Origin of the sequence: Brevundimonas sp. Root1279 (assembly GCF_001425945.1) — a bacterium.
Taxonomy (GTDB): domain Bacteria; phylum Pseudomonadota; class Alphaproteobacteria; order Caulobacterales; family Caulobacteraceae; genus Brevundimonas.
On sequence record NZ_LMEB01000006.1, the window covers coordinates 208,249 to 226,927 of the forward strand.

At 70.0% G+C, this 18,679-nt stretch carries 15 protein-coding genes; 7 read left to right on the top strand and 8 right to left on the bottom strand.

Annotation, left to right across the window (positions count from 1 at the left end; genetic code table 11):
• Positions 1-40: 40 nt before the first annotated feature.
• The gene (locus ASC65_RS09035; RefSeq protein WP_268750061.1) at positions 41-337 is read left to right on the top strand and encodes an HU family DNA-binding protein; all 297 of its coding nucleotides are present in this window, start codon (positions 41-43) and stop codon (positions 335-337) included.
• A 12-nt stretch (positions 338-349) separates the two neighbouring features.
• Here the strand turns inward: ASC65_RS09035 and ASC65_RS09040 are convergent, their stop codons facing one another.
• Positions 350-3,211, bottom strand: a complete 2,862-nt coding sequence (locus ASC65_RS09040; RefSeq protein ID WP_056451812.1) for a tetratricopeptide repeat protein — start codon at positions 3,209-3,211, stop codon at positions 350-352.
• A 77-nt stretch (positions 3,212-3,288) separates the two neighbouring features.
• On the bottom strand, positions 3,289-3,801 hold the full coding sequence (locus ASC65_RS09045; protein ID WP_056451814.1) for a CinA family protein: 513 nt from the start codon (positions 3,799-3,801) through the stop codon (positions 3,289-3,291).
• Positions 3,802-3,901: 100 nt separating this feature from the next.
• Between ASC65_RS09045 and ASC65_RS09050 the strand changes: the two genes are divergently transcribed.
• Positions 3,902-4,318 carry a DUF983 domain-containing protein gene (locus ASC65_RS09050; protein WP_156459607.1) on the top strand — a complete coding sequence of 139 codons (417 nt, stop codon included), beginning with the start codon at positions 3,902-3,904 and terminating at the stop codon, positions 4,316-4,318.
• Between the two features lie 4 nt (positions 4,319-4,322).
• Here the strand turns inward: ASC65_RS09050 and ASC65_RS09055 are convergent, their stop codons facing one another.
• From ASC65_RS09055 to ASC65_RS09075, 5 genes are all read right to left on the bottom strand, one after another.
• A complete protein-coding gene (locus ASC65_RS09055; protein WP_056451816.1) occupies positions 4,323-5,909 on the bottom strand; it encodes a sensor histidine kinase in 1,587 nt (528 codons plus the stop codon).
• On the bottom strand, positions 5,906-6,607 hold the full coding sequence (locus ASC65_RS09060) for a response regulator (protein ID WP_056452622.1): 702 nt from the start codon (positions 6,605-6,607) through the stop codon (positions 5,906-5,908). Before ASC65_RS09060 ends, ASC65_RS09055 begins: the two co-directional genes overlap by 4 nt.
• 11 nt (positions 6,608-6,618) lie before the next feature.
• Positions 6,619-8,214 carry a DUF4153 domain-containing protein gene (locus ASC65_RS09065; RefSeq protein WP_056451818.1) on the bottom strand — a complete coding sequence of 532 codons (1,596 nt, stop codon included), beginning with the start codon at positions 8,212-8,214 and terminating at the stop codon, positions 6,619-6,621.
• 107 nt (positions 8,215-8,321) lie between these two features.
• Complete coding sequence (locus tag ASC65_RS09070; RefSeq protein ID WP_082525958.1) at positions 8,322-9,281, bottom strand: NAD-dependent epimerase/dehydratase family protein; 960 nt, start codon at positions 9,279-9,281, stop codon at positions 8,322-8,324.
• A gap of 107 nt (positions 9,282-9,388) precedes the next feature.
• Positions 9,389-9,658 (bottom strand): hypothetical protein, encoded by a 270-nt coding sequence (locus ASC65_RS09075; RefSeq protein ID WP_056451822.1) that lies wholly within the window; start codon positions 9,656-9,658, stop codon positions 9,389-9,391.
• 205 nt (positions 9,659-9,863) lie between these two features.
• Between ASC65_RS09075 and ASC65_RS09080 the strand changes: the two genes are divergently transcribed.
• The 4 genes from ASC65_RS09080 to glsA all read left to right on the top strand — a co-directional run bounded on the left by ASC65_RS09080 (position 9,864) and on the right by glsA (position 15,231).
• A complete protein-coding gene (locus ASC65_RS09080) occupies positions 9,864-11,000 on the top strand; it encodes an amidohydrolase family protein (RefSeq protein WP_082525959.1) in 1,137 nt (378 codons plus the stop codon).
• Entirely contained in the window at positions 10,987-12,588 is a 1,602-nt protein-coding gene (locus tag ASC65_RS09085) for a hypothetical protein (RefSeq protein WP_200939815.1), read from the top strand. Before ASC65_RS09080 ends, ASC65_RS09085 begins: the two co-directional genes overlap by 14 nt.
• Positions 12,589-12,659: 71 nt before the next feature.
• Positions 12,660-14,153, top strand: coding sequence for a DcaP family trimeric outer membrane transporter (locus tag ASC65_RS09090; protein ID WP_200939816.1), 1,494 nt, complete (start codon positions 12,660-12,662; stop codon positions 14,151-14,153).
• Between the two features lie 34 nt (positions 14,154-14,187).
• Entirely contained in the window at positions 14,188-15,231 is a 1,044-nt protein-coding gene (glsA, locus tag ASC65_RS09095) for a glutaminase A (RefSeq protein ID WP_056451824.1), read from the top strand.
• Positions 15,232-15,256: 25 nt separating this feature from the next.
• On the opposite strand, the gene ASC65_RS09100 is transcribed toward glsA, so the two are convergent.
• On the bottom strand, positions 15,257-16,201 hold the full coding sequence (locus ASC65_RS09100) for a cation diffusion facilitator family transporter (RefSeq protein ID WP_056451826.1): 945 nt from the start codon (positions 16,199-16,201) through the stop codon (positions 15,257-15,259).
• Between the two features lie 199 nt (positions 16,202-16,400).
• Between ASC65_RS09100 and katG the strand changes: the two genes are divergently transcribed.
• Entirely contained in the window at positions 16,401-18,635 is a 2,235-nt protein-coding gene (gene katG / locus ASC65_RS09105; protein WP_056451829.1) for a catalase/peroxidase HPI, read from the top strand.
• Positions 18,636-18,679: the final 44 nt, after the last annotated feature.

The window sequence follows — 18,679 nt, forward strand, 5'->3', positions numbered from 1 at the left end:
ATCCGCGGGTCATCGCCCTGAAAATGGGGGGCGAGCTTCAATCGGGAAACGACCCACAATGACCACTCAAGCCGAACTCATCGCCGCCGTCGCCAAAGACGCGGGTGTTTCGCAGGCCGACGCCGGCCGCGTCCTCGACGCCATCGTGAAGAACATCCACAAGTCGCTGACCTCGGGCGGCGACGTGCGCATTTCGAACCTCGGCGTGTTCGACACCGCGGCCCGCGCCGCTCGTGAAGGCCGCAACCCGGCCACCGGCGCGACCATCAAGATCGCCGCCTCGAAGGCCGTGCGCTTCCGCGTCTCGAAGCCGCTCAAGGATTCGGTGAACAAGTAAGACCTGACGGTCTTAGGCGGCGGGCCTCGCAGGGGGCGCCGCCGCCGGAGCTTGTGAACGGGCGGGGACCGCGGGTCGGTTCCCGCCCGTTTTTTGTCTGAGCTCGGTCTTCATCGTCGAGACCCAGCCGGAGAAGGTGTCCGCCGAGGCGGTCAGCGACGCGAAGTCGCCGGCCGAAGCCCCGCCGGCGCCGCCGGTGTCCAGCGCGATCGACAGGGCGGTCTTGGACTTGGCCCCGGCGACGAACGGCCGGTAGTTGCGCGACAGGCGGCCCAGGGCGGCCCCGTCGTTGGCCAGGGAATAGCCGACCCCGGCGCGGATCAGCCGCGCCTCTTCGTCCGCCGTCAGCGGCAGGGTGTTCTTGTACCGGTCGCCCAGCCGCGCCTCGTACAGCGCGGCCGCGGCGCCCCAGTTCTGCTGCTTCCAGAACACCTCGGCGCGCACGTCGCGGCCCTCGGCCGAGGCGTCATTGCCCAGCACTTCGAGCGCGTGATCGTAGCGGCCCAGGGCGGTCAGGGCGCGGGCCTCCAGCGCCCGGCGCTCGACCTGCAGCGCCGTCGGCAGCAGGGTCGTGCGCGACGACCAAAGGGCCTGCAGCGCCGCCTCGGGCTGGCGATCCATCAGATAGACGGTGGCCAGGTCGGTGGCGACCTGGGCCTTGGCGACGCCGTCGAGACGGTTGTCGACCTGGTATTTCAGCAGCTCGGCGGCCTGGTCGAGCAGATCGACGTCGACGAGGCGTCGGGCCAGGCGACGGACCATCTCGTCGCCGTCGGCGCCGATCGGGGTCAGTTCGCGGAAGTCGTAGAACAGGCCCAGCGCCTGCACCGGCTGCAGGCCGTCGGCGCCGCCCTCGAGGAAGAGCATGCGGAAGGCCTTGCCGAGGTCGGCCTGGATCTGGTCGGCCCCCTTGAGGCGAGCCAGGTTGGGGCCGGCGCCTTTCAGGGCGGTCAGGGCCTCGCGGTACAGGCCCTGGTCGAGATAGAGGCTGCCCAGCTGGCGGATGACGGCCAGTTCGGTGCCGTCCCCGCGCCAGCGCCAGCGCAGGCCCTCCAGCGTCGCCGCGGCGGCGTCGGGCTTCATCGTGCCCTTGGCCAGCGACAGACGCACCACGCCAAGCTTGGCGGGCACCGAAAGGGCGTCCAGCGGGGCGCGGCTGACGGCGGTGTAGACGTTCAGGGCGCGGTCGGTCTGGCCCTCCAGCTCGAACACCCGGGCCTGCACGATCCGTGCGGCCAGCTGGTCGGCCGGCGGGGCGTTCTGGCTGAAGCTGTAGGCCAGCAGCGCCTTGGCCCCTTCCAGGTCGCCGGTCTCCAGCGCCGACAGGGCGTGGGCGGCGCCGAAGCGGGCGCGCCACTCGGGCGGGAAGGCGTCGACGACGCCGGCCCCGGCGGCGAAGGCGTGACGGGCGGCTTCGTGGTCGCCCTGGTTCGAAGCGATGTAGCCGCGCCAGACCGCCGAAGCGGGATCGCCGGCGACGGCGGCCGAGGCGAAGTCGCCCTGCGCCTCCTCGAAGCGGCCGATCGAGGCACGGGCCGCGCCGCGCAGGCCGCGCAGCTCGGGCTCGCCGGCCATGTTCGGCGCCTGGGCGACGATGGCGTTGAGCACGCCGATGGCCTCGTAGCCGAGTCCGGAGCCGACGAGGAAGCGGGCCAGTCCGAGGCGGGCTTCGGCCGAGGCGCGCGGATCGTCGCCGGCCGCAGCGGCCTCGGCGGCGGCGGCGTCCTGCAGCTGGCGATAACGGGCCGGGAAGCCGGCATGGCCGACATCGGCCCACTCGGGCAGGATCTGGCCTGGATAACGCGCGCGCTGCGGGGCGCCGGTTTCCGGCGCCGCGGCTTCAAGCGCCGCCGAGGGCGGCGAAAGGGTCAGGCCGCCCGGACGGCTGAGGGTGACCAGATCGCCGTCGGCATGGACGGCCAGATCGTCGGTGGGGGTCTCTACGGCCAGGCCGTGGGCGGTCGGCAGAAGCTCCAGGTCGACGGTCTTGCGGCGATCCGCGAAGCCCTTGCCCGGCGCCAGGGCGGTGATGGCGGCGAAGCGGTCGCCGGCCAGGGGATCGGTCAGCCAGACGGCCTTGGTGGCCCCGGCCATGCGGGCGACCAGGGCCGGCTCGCCGGTGTCGTCGCGCCCGACGGTGACCCCCTCGACCGCAGCGGCGTGGCCGCCGATGGTCACCGACCAGGTCGAGCCCTGGACCGTGGCCGAGACGGCGGCGCTCTCGGGCGCTTCCAGGCGGACGGCGACGTGGTCGGAGCCGGCGGTCCAGTGGGCGTCCGACGCCGGGCCCAGCTTGGTCGCCCCGGTCATGTCCAGGCGCGCCGGGGTGTCGAAGACGATCCAGACGGCCTTGCCGCGGCGGAACACGGCGGCGCCGACCGACGAGGCCCATTGGAAGTCGAGGGTGACCTTGTCCGCGGCGGCGCGTGCGACGACGGGGACGGTCTGCGTCGCGGCCGGGCGGGCGGGCTGGGCCGGAGCCTGCGGGGCGCCGGCGTAGAGGTTCAGATAGACCGCGCCGTCGGCGCTGCCGGTGCGGGCGTCAGCGCCCTCGGCCAGGGTCAGGATCAGTTCGGTGCCGCCGGAGACGGCGCGGGTCTCGACCTTGGTCACGCCCTTGGGCGGGTCGACGCGCAGGCGCGAGACGTCCGGGGCGGCGGTGGCGCCGATGCGGACGACGACCTTGTCGCCCTCACGGCGGATGCGGGCGCGCGAGCCGACGGCCCCGGCGAACTCGACGCGGGTGAAGCCGGCGTTGGCCCCGATGCGGATGACGACCGGATCCAGGGCCGCGCCGTTCTCGCGGGCCACAGCGACGGCGCCCAGCGGCGCCACCGGCGCCAACACGACAGCGCCCGCCGCGGCGGCGGCCACGGTGGTCCTGAGAATTCGCCTGGAGGGAGAGCGAGCCATTCGCGCGCGACCTTGCCCGCGGCGGCCTTTAAACACGGTTAACGGTTAATAACCGCGGTTTCGAGAAGCGTCAGCGCGACCCGCAGGCATTCGATCCGCACAGGTCCGCGGCCGATGTCGCCGAAATGGTGCTCCTCGTGCCGGGTCGGGGCGCCCTGGGCGGCGACGGCGAAATGGACAAGGCCGGGCTCGTCTTCGGGACCCGCCTTGCCGGCGAAGCCCGTGACCGCCACGGCCACGCCGGCGCCGGAGGAGCGCAGCGCTCCCTCGGCCATGCACCGGGCCACGGCCTCGGACACGGCGCCGTGCTGCCGGATCAGGCGCGCAGGAACCGCCACCTCATCGGCCTTGGCGTCGTCGCTGTAGACGACATAACCGCGATCAAAGACGTGCGAGCGGCCCTCGACGTCGGTCAGCACCGAGGCCAGCAGGCCGCCGGTGCAGCTCTCGGCCGTGGCCAGGGTCAGGCCGCGCTCATCCGCCGCCACGAGCACCCGGTCGACCAGGGCTTCGATGTCATCGGTCAGCGCTGGACTGAGCGTCTCTGTCATGAGGGCGAAACGACCGCTGTTCGCCCGTGTTCCCCGCGACAAAGAGGCCGATTGTGAAACCGGGTCCGGAGGCCGACATGCATGCCTAACAAGCGTCTGGATGACCCCCGTGTCCGATCCCGAATACCCTCCGCTGAGCACCCTCAAGACCGGCCTTCACTGCCGCTGCCCGCGCTGCGGCGAGGGGCCGTTGCTGAAGGGCTTCCTGACCATCCGCGAGGCCTGTCCCGCGTGCGGCCTGGACTACGGCTTCGCGGAGCCGGCCGACGGTCCCGCCTTCTTCGGCATGAGCCTGGTGGGCGTGATCGGCATGGCGCTGTTCATGTGGTTCGAGTTCGCCGTCCACCCGCCGGTGTGGGTGCATATGGTGGTCACCATGCCGCTGCTGGTGTTGGGCTGTCTGGCCGTGCTGAGGCCGCTGAAGGGCTGGCTGGTTTCGGAGCAGTACGTGCACAAGGCCGCCCCGCCGGAGTGGGCCAGCGTCGGCAAGCACGGCGACGGATCGAAGTGGCGCTAGGCGCCTAATCCGCCGCCGGCAGGCCGATTTCGAACACCGCGCCCTTGCCCGAGGGCACCAGGTCCAGGGTCGCCTTGTTCGCGGCCAGCAGGGCGCGGGCGATGGACAGGCCAAGGCCGGCGCCGCCTTCCTCGCGGCGGGTGGTGAAGAAGGGCTCGAAGATGCGGCGGGCGTCGGCGGGGGCGATGCCCGGGCCGTCGTCGCTGATCGACAGGATGACCGCGTCGCCGGCGCGGCGGGCGGCGATGCGCACCGCCTCGGCCCCGGCCTGCCGGCTGTTCTCCAGCATGGTGGCGACGACCATCTCGAGCGTCGCAGCGGGGGCCGCGACCGGCGGCAGGTCCTCGGGCAGGTCGAGGAAGATTCGCAGATTGGGCGGTCGCGCGTCGACGGCCTTGGCCACCGACGGACGCAGCTCGGTCGCCAACCCGGCTTCGGGCCGGGCCATGTCGGCGCGGGCCAGGTCGAGCAGACGGCTGACCAGATCGGACAGGCGGCGGCCGTCGGCGGCGATGTTGTCGAGGAAGCGCCGCCGCTGCTCCGGCTCCATGTCGTCATGGTCCTGCAGCAGCTCGACGGCTCCCTGGATGCCGGCCAGCGGCGTCTTGAACTCGTGGCTGACGGCGGCGGCGAAGTCGCGCAGGTAGCGGGAGCGACGCTCGACCGCCTCGGCCATGCGGCCGAAGTCCTCGTACAGGGTGCGGATCTCGACCGCGGCGGTGCTGGGCGGCGGCGGCACCTGCCCGCCCCCGCCGTCGGCGACCTCGCGGGTGACCCGGCTGAGGGCCTCGATCGGCTTGGCGATGCCCCGGGAGATCAGCACCGCCAGGAGAGCGATGAAGCCGAGGGTGCCGACGATGCCCAGGCCGATCTTGATGCGGTCCTGGTAGATGCCGCGGAACAGGGCGCGCGGAGAGCGCGAGGCCAGGATGACGCCCTCGACCCGGCCGTTCACCCGCACCGGCCGGGCGTGGTGAATGCGCAGGCCCGGGGCGCGACTGAGCCATTCGAAGGAATACCGCGGCTGGTAGGCGGCGTTGCGGCGCAGGACCGTGCGGGGCCGACCGCCCAACGCCGAGCGCACTTCCGGCAGCGCCGCCCAGCTGCCGCCCTGACCATAGCCGCTGATGACCACGCCGTTGCGATCGAGGAAGATGATCGAGGCCAGGGTGGTGCGGCTGGTCTCCTCCATCACCGCGTCCAGTCGGGCGCCGACGGCGACCGCCTCCGGGGCGGGCGGGCCGCCGGGGCGGACGCCGGGACGGGCCGGGAATACGGGCGTGGAGCCCAGGTCGATGGTCGCCGGTTCGGGCCGATACCAGTCGGGCGCGGCGCGCTGCAGCTGAGTCGGCGGGGCCAGGGTCGAACCGGGCCACAGCCCCTCGGCGGTCGCCGACAGGGCCACGGCCTGGGCCACCAGCTCGGCCTCGGTCTGGCGCACCAGGGTGTTCTCATAGACGCGCAGGAAGATGGCGCTGAGCCCCGGCAGGATGCCGGCGAAGATCAGCACCGACAGCAGGATGGTCCGGAGCCTCAGCGCCGGCCAGTGGGCTCGGACGAACTGACGGAAGCGGCCGCTGTAGCCCGTCACGCCGCCTCGCCGAGGCAGGGCCCGAGCTGGTAGCCGAGCCCGGCGCGGGTCTCGATCACATCGCCGCCCCCGACCGCCGCGAACTTGCCGCGCAGGTTGCGGACATGGCTGTCGATGGTGCGGTCCGTCATGGCGAAGCCGGGTCCGTGAACGCGGTCGATGATCGCGTCGCGGGTGAAGACCATGCGCGGTTGGGCGGCCAGGACGCGGACAATGGCGAATTCGGTCACCGTCAGGGGCACTTCGGTTCCGCCCCAGGCGGCGCGCCAGCCCTCGGCGTCGAGGGTCAACCGGCCGTGCGCCACGCCCCCTTCCGGCAGAGGCGCAGGCTGGCGCACGGTGCGGCGCAGGATGGCGGCGACGCGGGCCACCACTTCGCGCGGGCTGAACGGCTTGACCACATAGTCGTCGGCCCCGAGCTCGATGCCCAGCACGCGGTCGATCTCGTCGTCGCGTGAGGACAGGAACAGCACCGGGGTGTCGTCCTTGGCCCGGATGCGGCGGCAGACCTCCAGCCCGTCCATGCGCGGCATGTTGATGTCCAGCACCACCAGGTCCGACGAATGCGCCTCCAGATCGGCCAAGGCGGCTTCTCCATCCCCGGCCTCACGCACGGCCAGTCCGGCCTTGCGCAGGGCGAAGGTGAGTAGGTCGCGGATGTGGGGGTCGTCGTCGACCACCAGGACAGTACGCTGCATGAGGGCCATGTTCAGACTCCGGGGGCCGAGGTCAACGGGGGAGCCGCGAGCGGCGGGGGCGGGAGCAGCGGCGGGACGACCGGCGGCGGCGGCGCGGGCTCGAGCGTGCCGTCCCACTCGCGGCGACCGGGCCGGGGCGTGACGAGGGGGCGATCGGCGGCCAGTTCCGCGACGCGATCCAGTCGCCGAGCGTCGCGCCATGTCCAGCCGTGCCAGTCGGAGCGCCGGTTGCGCGTCTCGACGTGGATCTCGCGGCGCACCGCGGCGACGCGGTCGCGGAAGCCGCTTTCCGGCAGAGCCCGCTCCAGCTCGACCAGGGACACGAGGGCCGAGGAGTCCAGGCTGCGCAGATAACCGAGATCCAGCTCGACGCCGCGCCCGCCTACCTCGCGGGCGTGGCGGACGTTCCACCAGGCCGCCATCGAGCCGAAGTCGACGACGCTGCAGACGGCCAGGACGACCAGCAGGACCCGGATGTTGGCGTCGATCAGCCAGTGGCCGTCGTGATTGCGCAGCAGACGCCAGCAGATCAGCATCAGGCCGACCCCGACCAGCACCATCCAGATCAGGGCGGCGATGCGGAAGCGCGTCAGGGCGTAGGCCTCGACATAGTCGGCGGTGCGCAGGATCGAGGAGGCCACCAGCAGCATGTTCTGGCCGATCCAGGCGACGACCAGCCCCTTCACCAGCGGCTTGCGGGCCGTCTCCGAGCCAGGGCGCAGGAAGACCAGGACGAACAGTCCGGCCAGCAGGGCGGTGACGATCAGGGCCCAGGCGCCGCGGTGGGCATAGTCGGCCAGCCCCATGTCGCCGGGCAGGGGCGCGCCGCTCCACAGGAAGGCGACGTCGAGGGCGTTCTGGATTGCGAACAGGGCGTTGAAGACCAGCAACGACAGGGTCACCGAAGCGACGCTTCCGCCCGGAAGGGCGCGGGCCGGCAGCGACGGCAGCTCGAACAGCTTGCGGCGCCAGCGCGGCCTCAGGGTGGAGGCGACGGCCACGGCGCAGGCGCCGAAGAAGATGAAGCGGGGCACGGCGTGCTCGGGCAGCGCCGGCAGGCGCAGGCGGCCGAGGAAGTCCGAGATCAGCGGATTGGCCGCCGCGAACAGGGCCAGGAAGATCGCGCCCCCGATGATCGGCAGGGCGAGGAGGCCCAGGACGGCCCAGGGCGACCGACGAACGGCGCGCGTCGCCCGCGCCGGCAGGCTGTTGACCTTGAACAGGTCCAGGGCGGGCCCGACGGTCATCACCGCGCCGTGGACGACCAGCCTCTGCGCCCAGCGCCAGGCGGGATCGCCGGACTTCACCCGCGCCGACAGGACCGCGACGGTCAGACTGAGGGCGAACAGCAGGCAGGCCAGCGGCCCCGGCCGCTCGATCATCAGCAGGCCGAACCCGACCGCTGCGACAAGGGCGAACAGGGCGCGGCGGTCGCGCAGCAGGCCGGGGCGCACGGCCAGGACGCAGGCGGTCCAGACCAGAGCGTGGGCGCCGATCGTGGCTCCGAACTCCTGATCGAACAGCAGGCGCTCTGCGGCGACGGCGAGCAGGACGGCGACGCCGACCTTGAGCCAGAACGATGCGCGCGACAGGCGGGTGTGAAGCATGGAACCTCCCTCGATGAGGGGGTCCTTGTCGCGTACGCCGGTTCAGTCCTGGCGGAAGGCTCGGAGGAGCTTCGGCGGATGGGCCATGCAGAAGCCGTGCAGACGGGTCAGTGGGCCGTCGGACCTGTATCGCGGTCGAGATACCAGCGGGCTGTGCGCTCGATGCCCTCGTCCATCTCGACCCGGGTGCGGCCGTGCACCTGCTCGATCGGGCTGACGTCGTAGACGTACTCGGTCAGCATGTTGTCGAGGCGCTGGCTGGTCAGGGGGAAGCGGACGCCGCGGCGGGTCAGGGCGTCGCCGGTGCGGGCCAGCGACCGGGCCACCGGCGCAGGCATGGTCGGGATTGGGCGGTGGAACCGGCGGCCGAAGCCCTTCGCCCAGGCGCGCAGGTCGATCGGGTCGCTGTCGGCCAGATAGAAGGTTCGCCGGTTGACCTGGGCCTCCGGCGCGACGGCCAGGGTGACCAGTTGCTCCGCCAGGTTGTCGATATAGCTGTAGGACTTCATCAGCGGCCGCCCGCCGACGTGGAAATAGAGCCCCCGGCGGATCATGCCGAGGATGGCGGCGTAGTGGTCGCTCATGCCCGGGCCCCAGATGGTGGTCGAGCGGAAGATCACCCACTCCTTGCCGCTCCCGTCGCGGTTGCGGACCATCTTCTCCCCCAGGACCTTGCTTTCGCCGTAGCCGCCCTCGGGATCGTAGTCGGTGTCGTGCTTGGGGACCTTGCCGGGCTTGCAGACCAGCTGGGAAGAGGCCCAGACCACACGTTTGACGGACGGCGCGTAGGCCAGGGCGTCCAGCAGGTTCTTCACCCCGATCGTGTTGGCCGCATAGCCGCCCTTGGCCTGACCCTTGAGGTCGGTCTCGGCGGCGAGGTTGAAGATGACGTCAGGCCGCACGACGCGCAGGGCCTCGGCGATCGAGTGGGGGTCGAGCAGGTCGCCCTGGAGCACCCCTTCCCCGCCCTTGCGGCTGAAGCCGACGGGGATGTGGCCCTGGGCGACGAGCTCGCGCATCAGCGCCTTGCCCACGAAGCCTGAGCTTCCGGTGACCAGTACTCTCATATCCCACGCCCCGGCGCGGCCCGTCCGCGCATGCCGGGCGAGCCCTCCCGCGCTCGGCGCAGGTCAACCGGGCGGTGTTGGAAATGTTCCCGCAGAGAGCGAGTGCGTCAGCCGGTCGGTTCGGGGGCGGGCTGCGTCGCCGGCTGTTCCGGCGGCAGGACCTGGGGCTCGGCGGTTGCAGGCGTCTGGCCCTCCACCTGGGCGGCGGCGGCGTTGGCGGCCGCGGCGGCGTCCGAGGCTGCGCCCATGTCGGGTGTCTGCGGCATCTCGGCGGCGACGGTCTCGCCCTCAGGCTCGGGCCGGTCCTCGCTTCCCCCGCAGGCGGACAGGGCGGCCAGGGCGGCGACGGCGAGGCCGGTCGTGATCAGCGTCTTCATGGAATCCTCCAGCGAAGCCGGAACAACCGGCGGCAGGCGCGACCGTTCCCGGCCGGCCAGGAACCGGTTTTTCGTCCGCCCCCCGCACCGTTGAGGAATGGGCACAGCCTGCCGTTGAAATCAGGGTTTCACCGGATTCAGAGCCCGCCCTCCGTGGCGTACGTCTTCAGGTGGGATCAGCGTTTAACGAACGGGGTGAGCTGAAATGGGGGGCGATCTACCCAAGGGCGAGCGGAAGCGGCCGACGGCGCTGTGGCTCGTGTGGGCGGCGATCGCCACGGCGGCCTCCGGATCGGCCGCAGCCCAGGAACCCGACGGCTACCTGTTCAGCGACTCCCACTTCCATCTGACGAACTACGTCCAGGAAGGGACCGACATCCGGACCTACCTGGAAATCATGGGGGACAAGGTCGAGCGCTCGACCCTGTTCGGCATCCCGCTGCAGCAGACCTGGGCCTACGCAAACTCGGGCGACTATGCGCCGACCTATTACCTGCAGTCCGACGCGCCCCTGTACTATTACAGTTTCACCGACGCCTTCATCGCCCAGCAGTATCTGTCCCTGCCGCCGGAGCAGCGGGCGCGGCTGGATCCGATGATCACCGGCTTCAACCCGTCCGACATGTATGCGGCGGATCACATCAAGCGGGTGCTGAAGACCTTTCCGGGGGTGTTCACGGGGATCGGGGAGTTCTCGATCCACAAGGAGTTCGTCTCGTCGAAGGTCGCCGGCGAGACCGCCAGTCTGACCAATCCCGCGCTGGACCGCCTGCTCGAGTTCGCGGGCGAGACCGGATTGGTCGTGATCCTGCACAACGACATCAACATCCCGTTCGGGCCGCTGGACCAGGAGCCGCTCTACCTGCGTCAGGCCAAGGACGTGCTGCGCCGGCACCCGAACGCGACGATCATCTGGGCCCACACCGGCCTCGGTCGGGTCGTTCGACCGACCCAGGCCAGCGGCAGCGCCTACCATGTGGTCGAGCGCAGCGAGGCCCACACCGATCTCCTTGCGGACATGCTCGCCGACCCGTCCCTGTCCCACGTCTATTTCGACATCTCGTGGGACGAGGTCGCCAAATACGCGGTCGACAACCCGGACTCGATCCGGCGCACGGCCGAGCTGTTCAACCGCTTCCCGGATCGCTTCCTGTTCGGCACCGACAACGTCGCGCCGCGCGACCAGGCGGCGCAGCTGCGGGTCTACCACTTGTGGGATCCGGTCTTCGCCGAGCTGACGCCCGAGACCAGCCACGCGATCCGCATCGGCAACTACAGACGCATCTTCGACGGCGGACGCACGCGCGTCCGAGCCTGGGAGGCCGCCAATGTTGTTCGGTAGCCATTCGGGCCGTGGACGCTTCCGGCTGTTGGCGGCCCTGGCGCCGCTCGCCCTGGCGGCTTGGCCGGTCCTGGCCACGGCCCAGGAGCAGACGCCGATCCAGACCCAGACCGACCCGGCCGGAGCCGCCCCCGCGGTGTCCGACACCGAGCGCCAGAGCATCGAGCGTCAGCTCGAGGAGATCCGCGCCATGAAGGCGCAGATGGCGGCGCAGATGGGCGAGCTCGACGCGCGCGTCCAGGCGCTGGAGACCGAGCTGCAGGCCACGGTTCCGGGCATCACCATTCCCCCGCAGCCGGTCGCGCCGCAGCAGCAAGCCAGCGCCGCTGACGCTCCAGTCTCGATGCTCGAGCCCAAGACCGGACCGGCGGGCCGCATAGTCGACGCCATCGACGAGATCTACGACCCCAACCGCGGCATCGTCCTGGCGGCCGGCGACTGGGGCGAACTGGACATGACGGTGGTGACCTACGCCCGCTACCTGAACCAGATGGGGCTGGAGGACAGCTACACGGACAGCTTCGGCCGGACCTTCGCTATCGACCGCCGCCAGGAGGCTCAACTCCAGAAGGTCAACATCTCCTTCAAGGGCTGGCTGTTCGATCCGAAATTCCAGTGGCTTCTCTTCGCCTGGACCGCGAACACATCCCAGGGCCTGGGCGCCCAGACTGTGGTCGAGGGCTTCCTTAGGTACAGGTTCAACGACCAGATCGCCGTCGGCGGCGGCCTGATCGCCCTGCCCACGTCGCGATCGCTCCTCTACACCTACCCTCACTGGCTCAGGGTGGATGCCCGTACGATCGCGGACGACTTCTTCCGGGGCGCCTATACGTCCGGTTTCTGGGTCGAGGGCGAGATCGTCGACCGCCTCTACTACAAGGCGGTCATCGCCAATAACCTCAGCACCCTGGGGGTCGACGCCGCCGAACTGGATGACGATTTCAGCACCGTATCCGTCGCGACGTGGTGGATGCCGACAACGGGCGAGTTCGGGTACGCCAACGGCTTCGGCGACTTCGATTGGCATGAGGAAGTCGCGACCCTGTTCGGCGCCAGCTTCACCCGCAGCCCAGAGACGGCCCAAAGTCAGCCGGGCGAGGATGAGGGCTTCGACAACTCCTATATCCGGCTCTCCGACGGTACCAACATCTTCGCGCCGAACGCCTTCGGCAACGGCGTTCAGGTCGATGCTGCGACCTACCAGATGGCGGCCGTCCACGCCGGTGTGAAATATCGCGGCTGGTCCCTTGAAGCCGAATATTACGCTCGGTGGATCCGTGACTTCGAGGCCGACGGCCCGCTCCCTGTCGACGAGCTGTTTGACCAGGGCTTCCAGGTGCAGGCCTCGTTCATGCCGATCCGCGACACCCTGCAGGCCTATGTCTCGGGATCCCACATCTGGGGCGAGTTCGGCGATCCCAGCGACATCGCCTTCGGGCTCAACTGGTTCCCCCTCCACCGCCGGAACCTGCGCCTGAACACCCAGGCGCTCTACCTCGACGATTCGCCAGTGGGCGGCCTGTCCGTGCCCTATCCGGTTGGCGGGAAGGGTTGGGTCTTCACCACTGACGCCGTGCTTTCGTTCTGACGCTCACCAAAAGGACTGCCGACCATTTCCGGGGGGGAAACGCACTTAGCCAAACACTTGGAGGCTCCCGTATGCGTTACCTTTTTGCTCTCGGATGCCTGGGCGCCACCGCTCTGTCATCCCCGGCCCTCGCCGCTGATCCCGAGCCGCAGGTCGTCCAGACCGCCGCGCCCGTGACCGCCGCCGCTTCGGCCGCCCCCGACGGCGACGACGAACGACGTCGCCAGGATATCCGCGCGATGCGGGCTCAGATCGAAGAGCTCAACGCCCGGGTCGCCGCCATGGAGGCCGAGGAGGGGCTCGCCCCGCCCGAAGGCGCCTCGGTCCAAAGGCTCGTCTATGCGCCCGACGCCGGCGTACGGACGATTCCGGTGTCCGCGCCCCGCCCATGGTCGCCGATGTCGCTGCTTGCTGACGACGGCCACAAGTTCGAAGTCTACGGCTTCGCCCAGGCCGACGTCATCTATGACGTCAACCGCGTCGACCCGGCCTGGGAGGACGCTTTCCGACCTTCCAAGATTCCGACGACGGAGGACGCCTTCGGCTCGGACGGCCAGACCTCGATCTCGGTCAAACAGTCCCGCCTCGGCGTTCGCGCCAGCGGCGACGCAGGTGGGCGACCCTATGAGGGGCGGTTCGAGTTCGACCTGTTCGGCACCGGGGTCGACGCCGGCCAGACCACCTTCCGCCTGCGCCACGCCTATGGACGGTGGGGCCCCATCCTGGCCGGCCAGACCAACAGCCTGTTCATGGACGGCGACCTGTTCCCCAACACCATCGACTACTGGGGTCCGACAGGGATGGTCTTCCTGCGCAACCCGCAGGTCCGCTGGATCATCCGGGATCGGCCGGACTTCTACGCCGCCGTGGCGGTCGAGAAGCCGGGCAACGACATCGACGCCGGCCTGATCCGGCAGATCGACCCTGACCTCGGCGCGGGCCTGACCAATACCGAGAAGCTGCCCGACGTCACCGGACAGCTCCGCTACCAGGGCGACTGGGGCCACGCCCAGGTGTCCGGCATCCTGCGTCAGATCGGCTTCGAGACGGTCGGCGCGCCCAACAATGAACCGGACGGCAATGACCTCGGCTGGGGCATCAACCTCGGCACCGCCTATACGACGGGGCCGGCGACCTTCCGCCTCGGCGCGGTCTTCGGCGAAGGCATCGCCAGCTACATGAACGACGGCGGCATGGACCTGGCGCCGCAGATCACCGTCACGGTCATTCCGCCCGGCCTGATCGACATCACCGGCGAGGGCCAGGCCGTGCCCCTGTTCGGCATGACGGCCTACCTCGACTACGCCTGGAACGAGCACTGGACCTCGGCCTTCGGCTACAGCTTCACCCAGGTCGACAACACCAACTTCCAGGAGCCCGGGGCCTTCCACCGCGGGGAATACGCGTCCGCCAATATTCTCTGGGCCCCCACCCCGCGCATCATGACCGGCGCGGAGCTTCTGTGGGGCAAGCGGACCGACAATGACGGCGCCACCGGCGACGACATCCGCCTGCAGTTCAGCTTCAAGGTCAGCTTCTCCAGCAACGACTTCTTCAAGGAGTGACTGCGGTCAGCTCCCGATGAACGGAAGAACTCCAATGGAACAGATCCACACCAGCCGCCGCTCAGCCATGGGCCTGCTCGGCGCGGGCGCGCTCGCGTCCACCTTCACCGCGGGGGCCTCAACGGCCTCCGCCGCCCCGGCTTTCCAGTCGAATGTCGATGCCGCCGTCAACGCGGCCTACAATCAGTACCGAACCCTCGCCGAGGGTAAGAACGCCGACTACATCCCGGCCCTGGCCGAGGTCCCCTCCACCTTCTTCGGAGTCGCCCTCGTCGGCGCCGACGGCCAGATCCACGCGGCCGGCGACGTCGAACAGCCGTTCTCGATCCAGTCGATCTCCAAGGTCTTCAACATGGCCCTGGTGATGAAGGAGTCGGGAGTGGACCGGATCGTCGACAGCGTCGGCGTCGACGCCACCGGGCGCGTGTTCAACTCCATCGAGGCGGTCGAACAGTATCGCGGCAAGGAGATGAACCCGCTCGTCAACCCGGGCGCGATCGCCACGGTCGGCAACATCCAGGGCAACGACCCCGACGAAGTGTGGGCCAAGATCATCGGCATCCACAACGACTTCGCCGGCCGCGAACTGGAGGTGAACGAGCCGGTCTATCGCTCCGAAGCCGCCACCAACCAGCGCAACCGCGCCATCGGCTCCCTGATGTCCGCCTATGAGCGGTTTGCGATGGACCCGGCGGTGGCGACCGAGCTCTACACCAAGGGCTGCTCGATCAACGTCACGGCCAAGGATCTTGCCGTGATGGGCGCGACTCTCGCCTTCGGCGGCCGCAACCCGGTGACCGGGAAACAGGTGATCGACTCCTCGCTGGTGCCGGGCATCCTGTCGGTGATGGCCACGGCGGGCCTCTATGACGACAGCGGCAAATGGCTGTTCAAGACCGGCCTGCCCGCCAAGAGCGGCGTCGGCGGCGGCCTGATGGCGGTGGCGCCGGGCAAGTTCGGCATCGGCACCTTCGCGCCGCCGCTGGACGAGGCCGGCAACAGCGTACGCGGGCAGAGGGCGATCATCGACATCGTCAACGCCCTGCACGCCAACCCCTACGCCCAGTTCGGGCGCTAGGCCGACCCCGCCCGCCCGACCGGCGCTAGAGCCAGCGCCGGTCGGCGGTGAAGTCGATGGTCAGCCAGTGGCCGGGGGCCTCGACGGCGAGGGCTTCGGAGATGGCGTCGCGGATGGCGTCCAACTCGGCGAAGGCGCGCGCCTCCTCGCCGGACCTGGCGACCAGGGTGATCTCGATAAACAGCTGACGGCCGCTGCGCGCCACGTGCGAGCCGGATTCGACGAAGCCGTGGGCCTCGGCCGCCTCGCGGGCGACCTCGCGCACCCGGTCGCTGAGGCCGGTGGGGGCGATCTGCAGGATGTCACGTCCGGCCCGCGCCAGGGTGATCAGGGGGAAGGGCAGCAGCACCAGGGACATGATCAGCAGGACGGTCGGATCGACGAAGGGCGCCAGATGGGCGGCGCCTGAGCGGCTCACCGCCCCGGCGATCAGGAAGCTGGCGCACAGGCCGGCGCTGAGGCCCGCGCCCATCAGCCAGCCGCGCGCATCGATCACCAGAAACTCCGAGCGCAGGTCGACGGCCGAGCGGCGGATGTAGAGCCACATGGCCAGGCCGAGCGCCGCCATGACGCCGGAAAACCAGGCCCCGGGCCCGAAGTCGATCAGCCTTCCGCCCGCGCGCAGGCCCGCCAGCCCGTCAGCGAAGGCGTAGGCGCAGGCCATGGCCAGCACCGCCCCGTTGACGAAGCCGAGCAGGGGTTCGAGGTGCCAGTAGCCGAACTGGAAGCGACGATCGTCGCCGCGCGCGATCAGCCGCAGGATGATCAGAGCCAGCCAGGTCATGCCGACGTCGACGAAGCTGTAAAGGCCGTCGAAGGTGATGGCGCTGGAGCCCGACCACAGGCCGAAGGCGATGGTCGCCGTCGCCATCCCGGCCACCGCGACGATCGAGGTCAGCAGCAGCCGCTGTTCCCTGGTCGTGTCGGCGCGATCCTCGGCCGCCGAAACCACGTCCCGCAGCGTCGCCATGAGCCCTCCTGGTCCGACGGAAAGCGAAGCGTCGATCCCGAAGCGGCGCCATCCGGTGAAACCCGAGGTCTCTCGCGCCCGGCCGGAGACCCAATGGGTCATAGATTTTCCTTCTCGGAACAGCAAAGTTTATCGATTTTGCCTCCGCGGGAACGACGCCTAGGGTCCTCCTGTTGCCCGATAACGACAGGAGGAAATCATGGACGGACAAGCCGGCGGCCCGACTCCCCTCAACGATCCGAAGAAGGAGCCCGCGGCGCTCCGCACCCTGCTCGGCCGCACCAATCGCGACTGGTGGCCCAACCACCTCTCGACTGAAATCCTGCACCAGCAGGGCAAGTCGGGCGACCCGATGGGCGACGACTTCGATTACGCCGAGGCCTTCAGCAAGATCGACTACCAGGGCCTCAAGCGCGACCTGGCCGCCCTGATGACCGACAGCCAGCCCTGGTGGCCGGCGGACTACGGCCACTACGGCCCCTTCTTCATCCGCATGGCCTGGCACTCGGCCGGCACCTACCGCACCGGCGACGGCCGCGGCGGCGCCAATGCGGGCCAGCAGCGCTTTGCTCCGCTCAACTCCTGGCCGGACAACGGCAACCTGGACAAGGCGCGCCGCCTGCTCTGGCCCATCAAGGCCAAGTACGGCGCCCAGCTCAGCTGGGCCGACCTGATGATCCTGGCCGGCAACGTCGCCATCGAAAGCATGGGCGGGCCGGTGTTCGGCTTCGGCGGCGGCCGCGCCGACGTCTGGGAGCCCGAGAAGGACGTCTACTGGGGCACCGAGGAACAGTGGGTCGGCCACGCCGACAACAAGACCCGCATCATCGAGGAGGAAGGCAAGGCGCTGGAAAGCCCGCTGGCCGCCATCCAGATGGGCCTGATCTACGTCAATCCGGAAGGCCCCGGCGGCAACGCCCAGGCGCTTCAGTCGGCGCGCGACATGCGCGAGACCTTCAGCCGAATGGGCATGAATGATGAGGAGACCGTCGCCCTGACCGCCGGCGGCCACACCTTCGGCAAGGCCCACGGGGCCGGCGACGCCTCCAAGGTCGGGGTCTCGCCTGAGGGCGCGGACATCGCCCAGCAGGGCCTCGGCTGGCAGTCCGGCCACGAGAGCGGCATGGGCGACCACACCATCACCTCGGGCCTCGAAGGCGCCTGGACGCCGACGCCGACGACCTGGGACATGACCTTCTTCGAGATGCTTCTGGACCACGACTACGAACTGGTCCGCAGCCCGGCCGGCGCGAAGCAGTGGCAGCCGGTGGGCAATCCCGAAGACACCCTCGCCCCCGGCGCCCACAGCCCGCACCGGCGGGTGCCGACCATGATGACCACGGCCGACATGGCGCTGAAGGTCGACCCCGCCTATCGCGTCATCACGGAGAAATTCCGTAACGACCCGGCCGCCTTCGCCGACGCCTTCGCCCGCGCCTGGTTCAAGCTCTGCCACCGGGACATGGGGCCCAAGGCCCGCTACATCGGCCCCGAAGTGCCGGCCGAAGACCTGATCTGGCAGGATCCCATCCCGCCGCACCAAGGCCCGCTCATCGGCGTCGCCGAGATACAGGCGCTGAAGGACAGGATCGCCGCCTCGGGCCTGTCGGTCGCCGAGTTGGTGACCACGGCGTGGGCCTCGGCGGCGACTTACCGCGGCTCGGACCACCGCGGCGGCGCCAACGGCGGCCGCATCCGCCTGGCGCCGCAGAAGGACTGGGACGTCAACGAACCGGCCAAGCTGGCCAGGGTTCTGAAGGTCTATGAGGACATCAAGGCCGGGTCCGGCTTCAATGTCTCGATCGCCGACCTGGTCGTGCTCGGCGGCTCCGTCGGGATCGAGCAGGCGGCGCTGGCGGCGGGCCACAGGGTCGAGGTCCCCTTCACGCCGGGCCGCACCGACGCCAGCCAGGACCAGACCGACGTCGAGGGCTTCGCCGTGCTGGAGCCCCGCGCCGACGGCTTCCGCAACTACCTCAGCGTGGCCTTCAACGTGCCGACCGAAGAGCTGCTGATCGACCGCTCGCAGCTGTTGGGCCTGACCGCCCCGCAGATGACGGTTCTGCTGGGCGGCCTGCGCGTGCTGGGCGCCAACCACGGCGGCTCGACCCACGGCGTGCTGACCAACCGACCGGGCCAGCTGACCAACGACTTCTTCGTCAACCTGCTCGACATGGCCACGGGCTGGAAGGAAGTCGACGACCGCGGCGACGAGGTCTTCGTCGGCACGGACCGGCTGAGCGGCGAGGAGCTGTGGACCGCCACCCGGACCGACCTGGTGTTCGGCTCCAACTCACAGCTGCGCGCCCTGGCCGAAGTTTATGCCTCGGCCGATGCGGGCGGGAAGTTCGTCAAGGACTTCATCGCCGCCTGGGTGAAGGTCATGAACGCCGATCGCTACGACCTGCCGAGAGCGGCGCGGAAGGCAGCGTAAGGTTGCTTCCACACAGGCCCCGGTCTCCAGATCGGGGCCTGTTT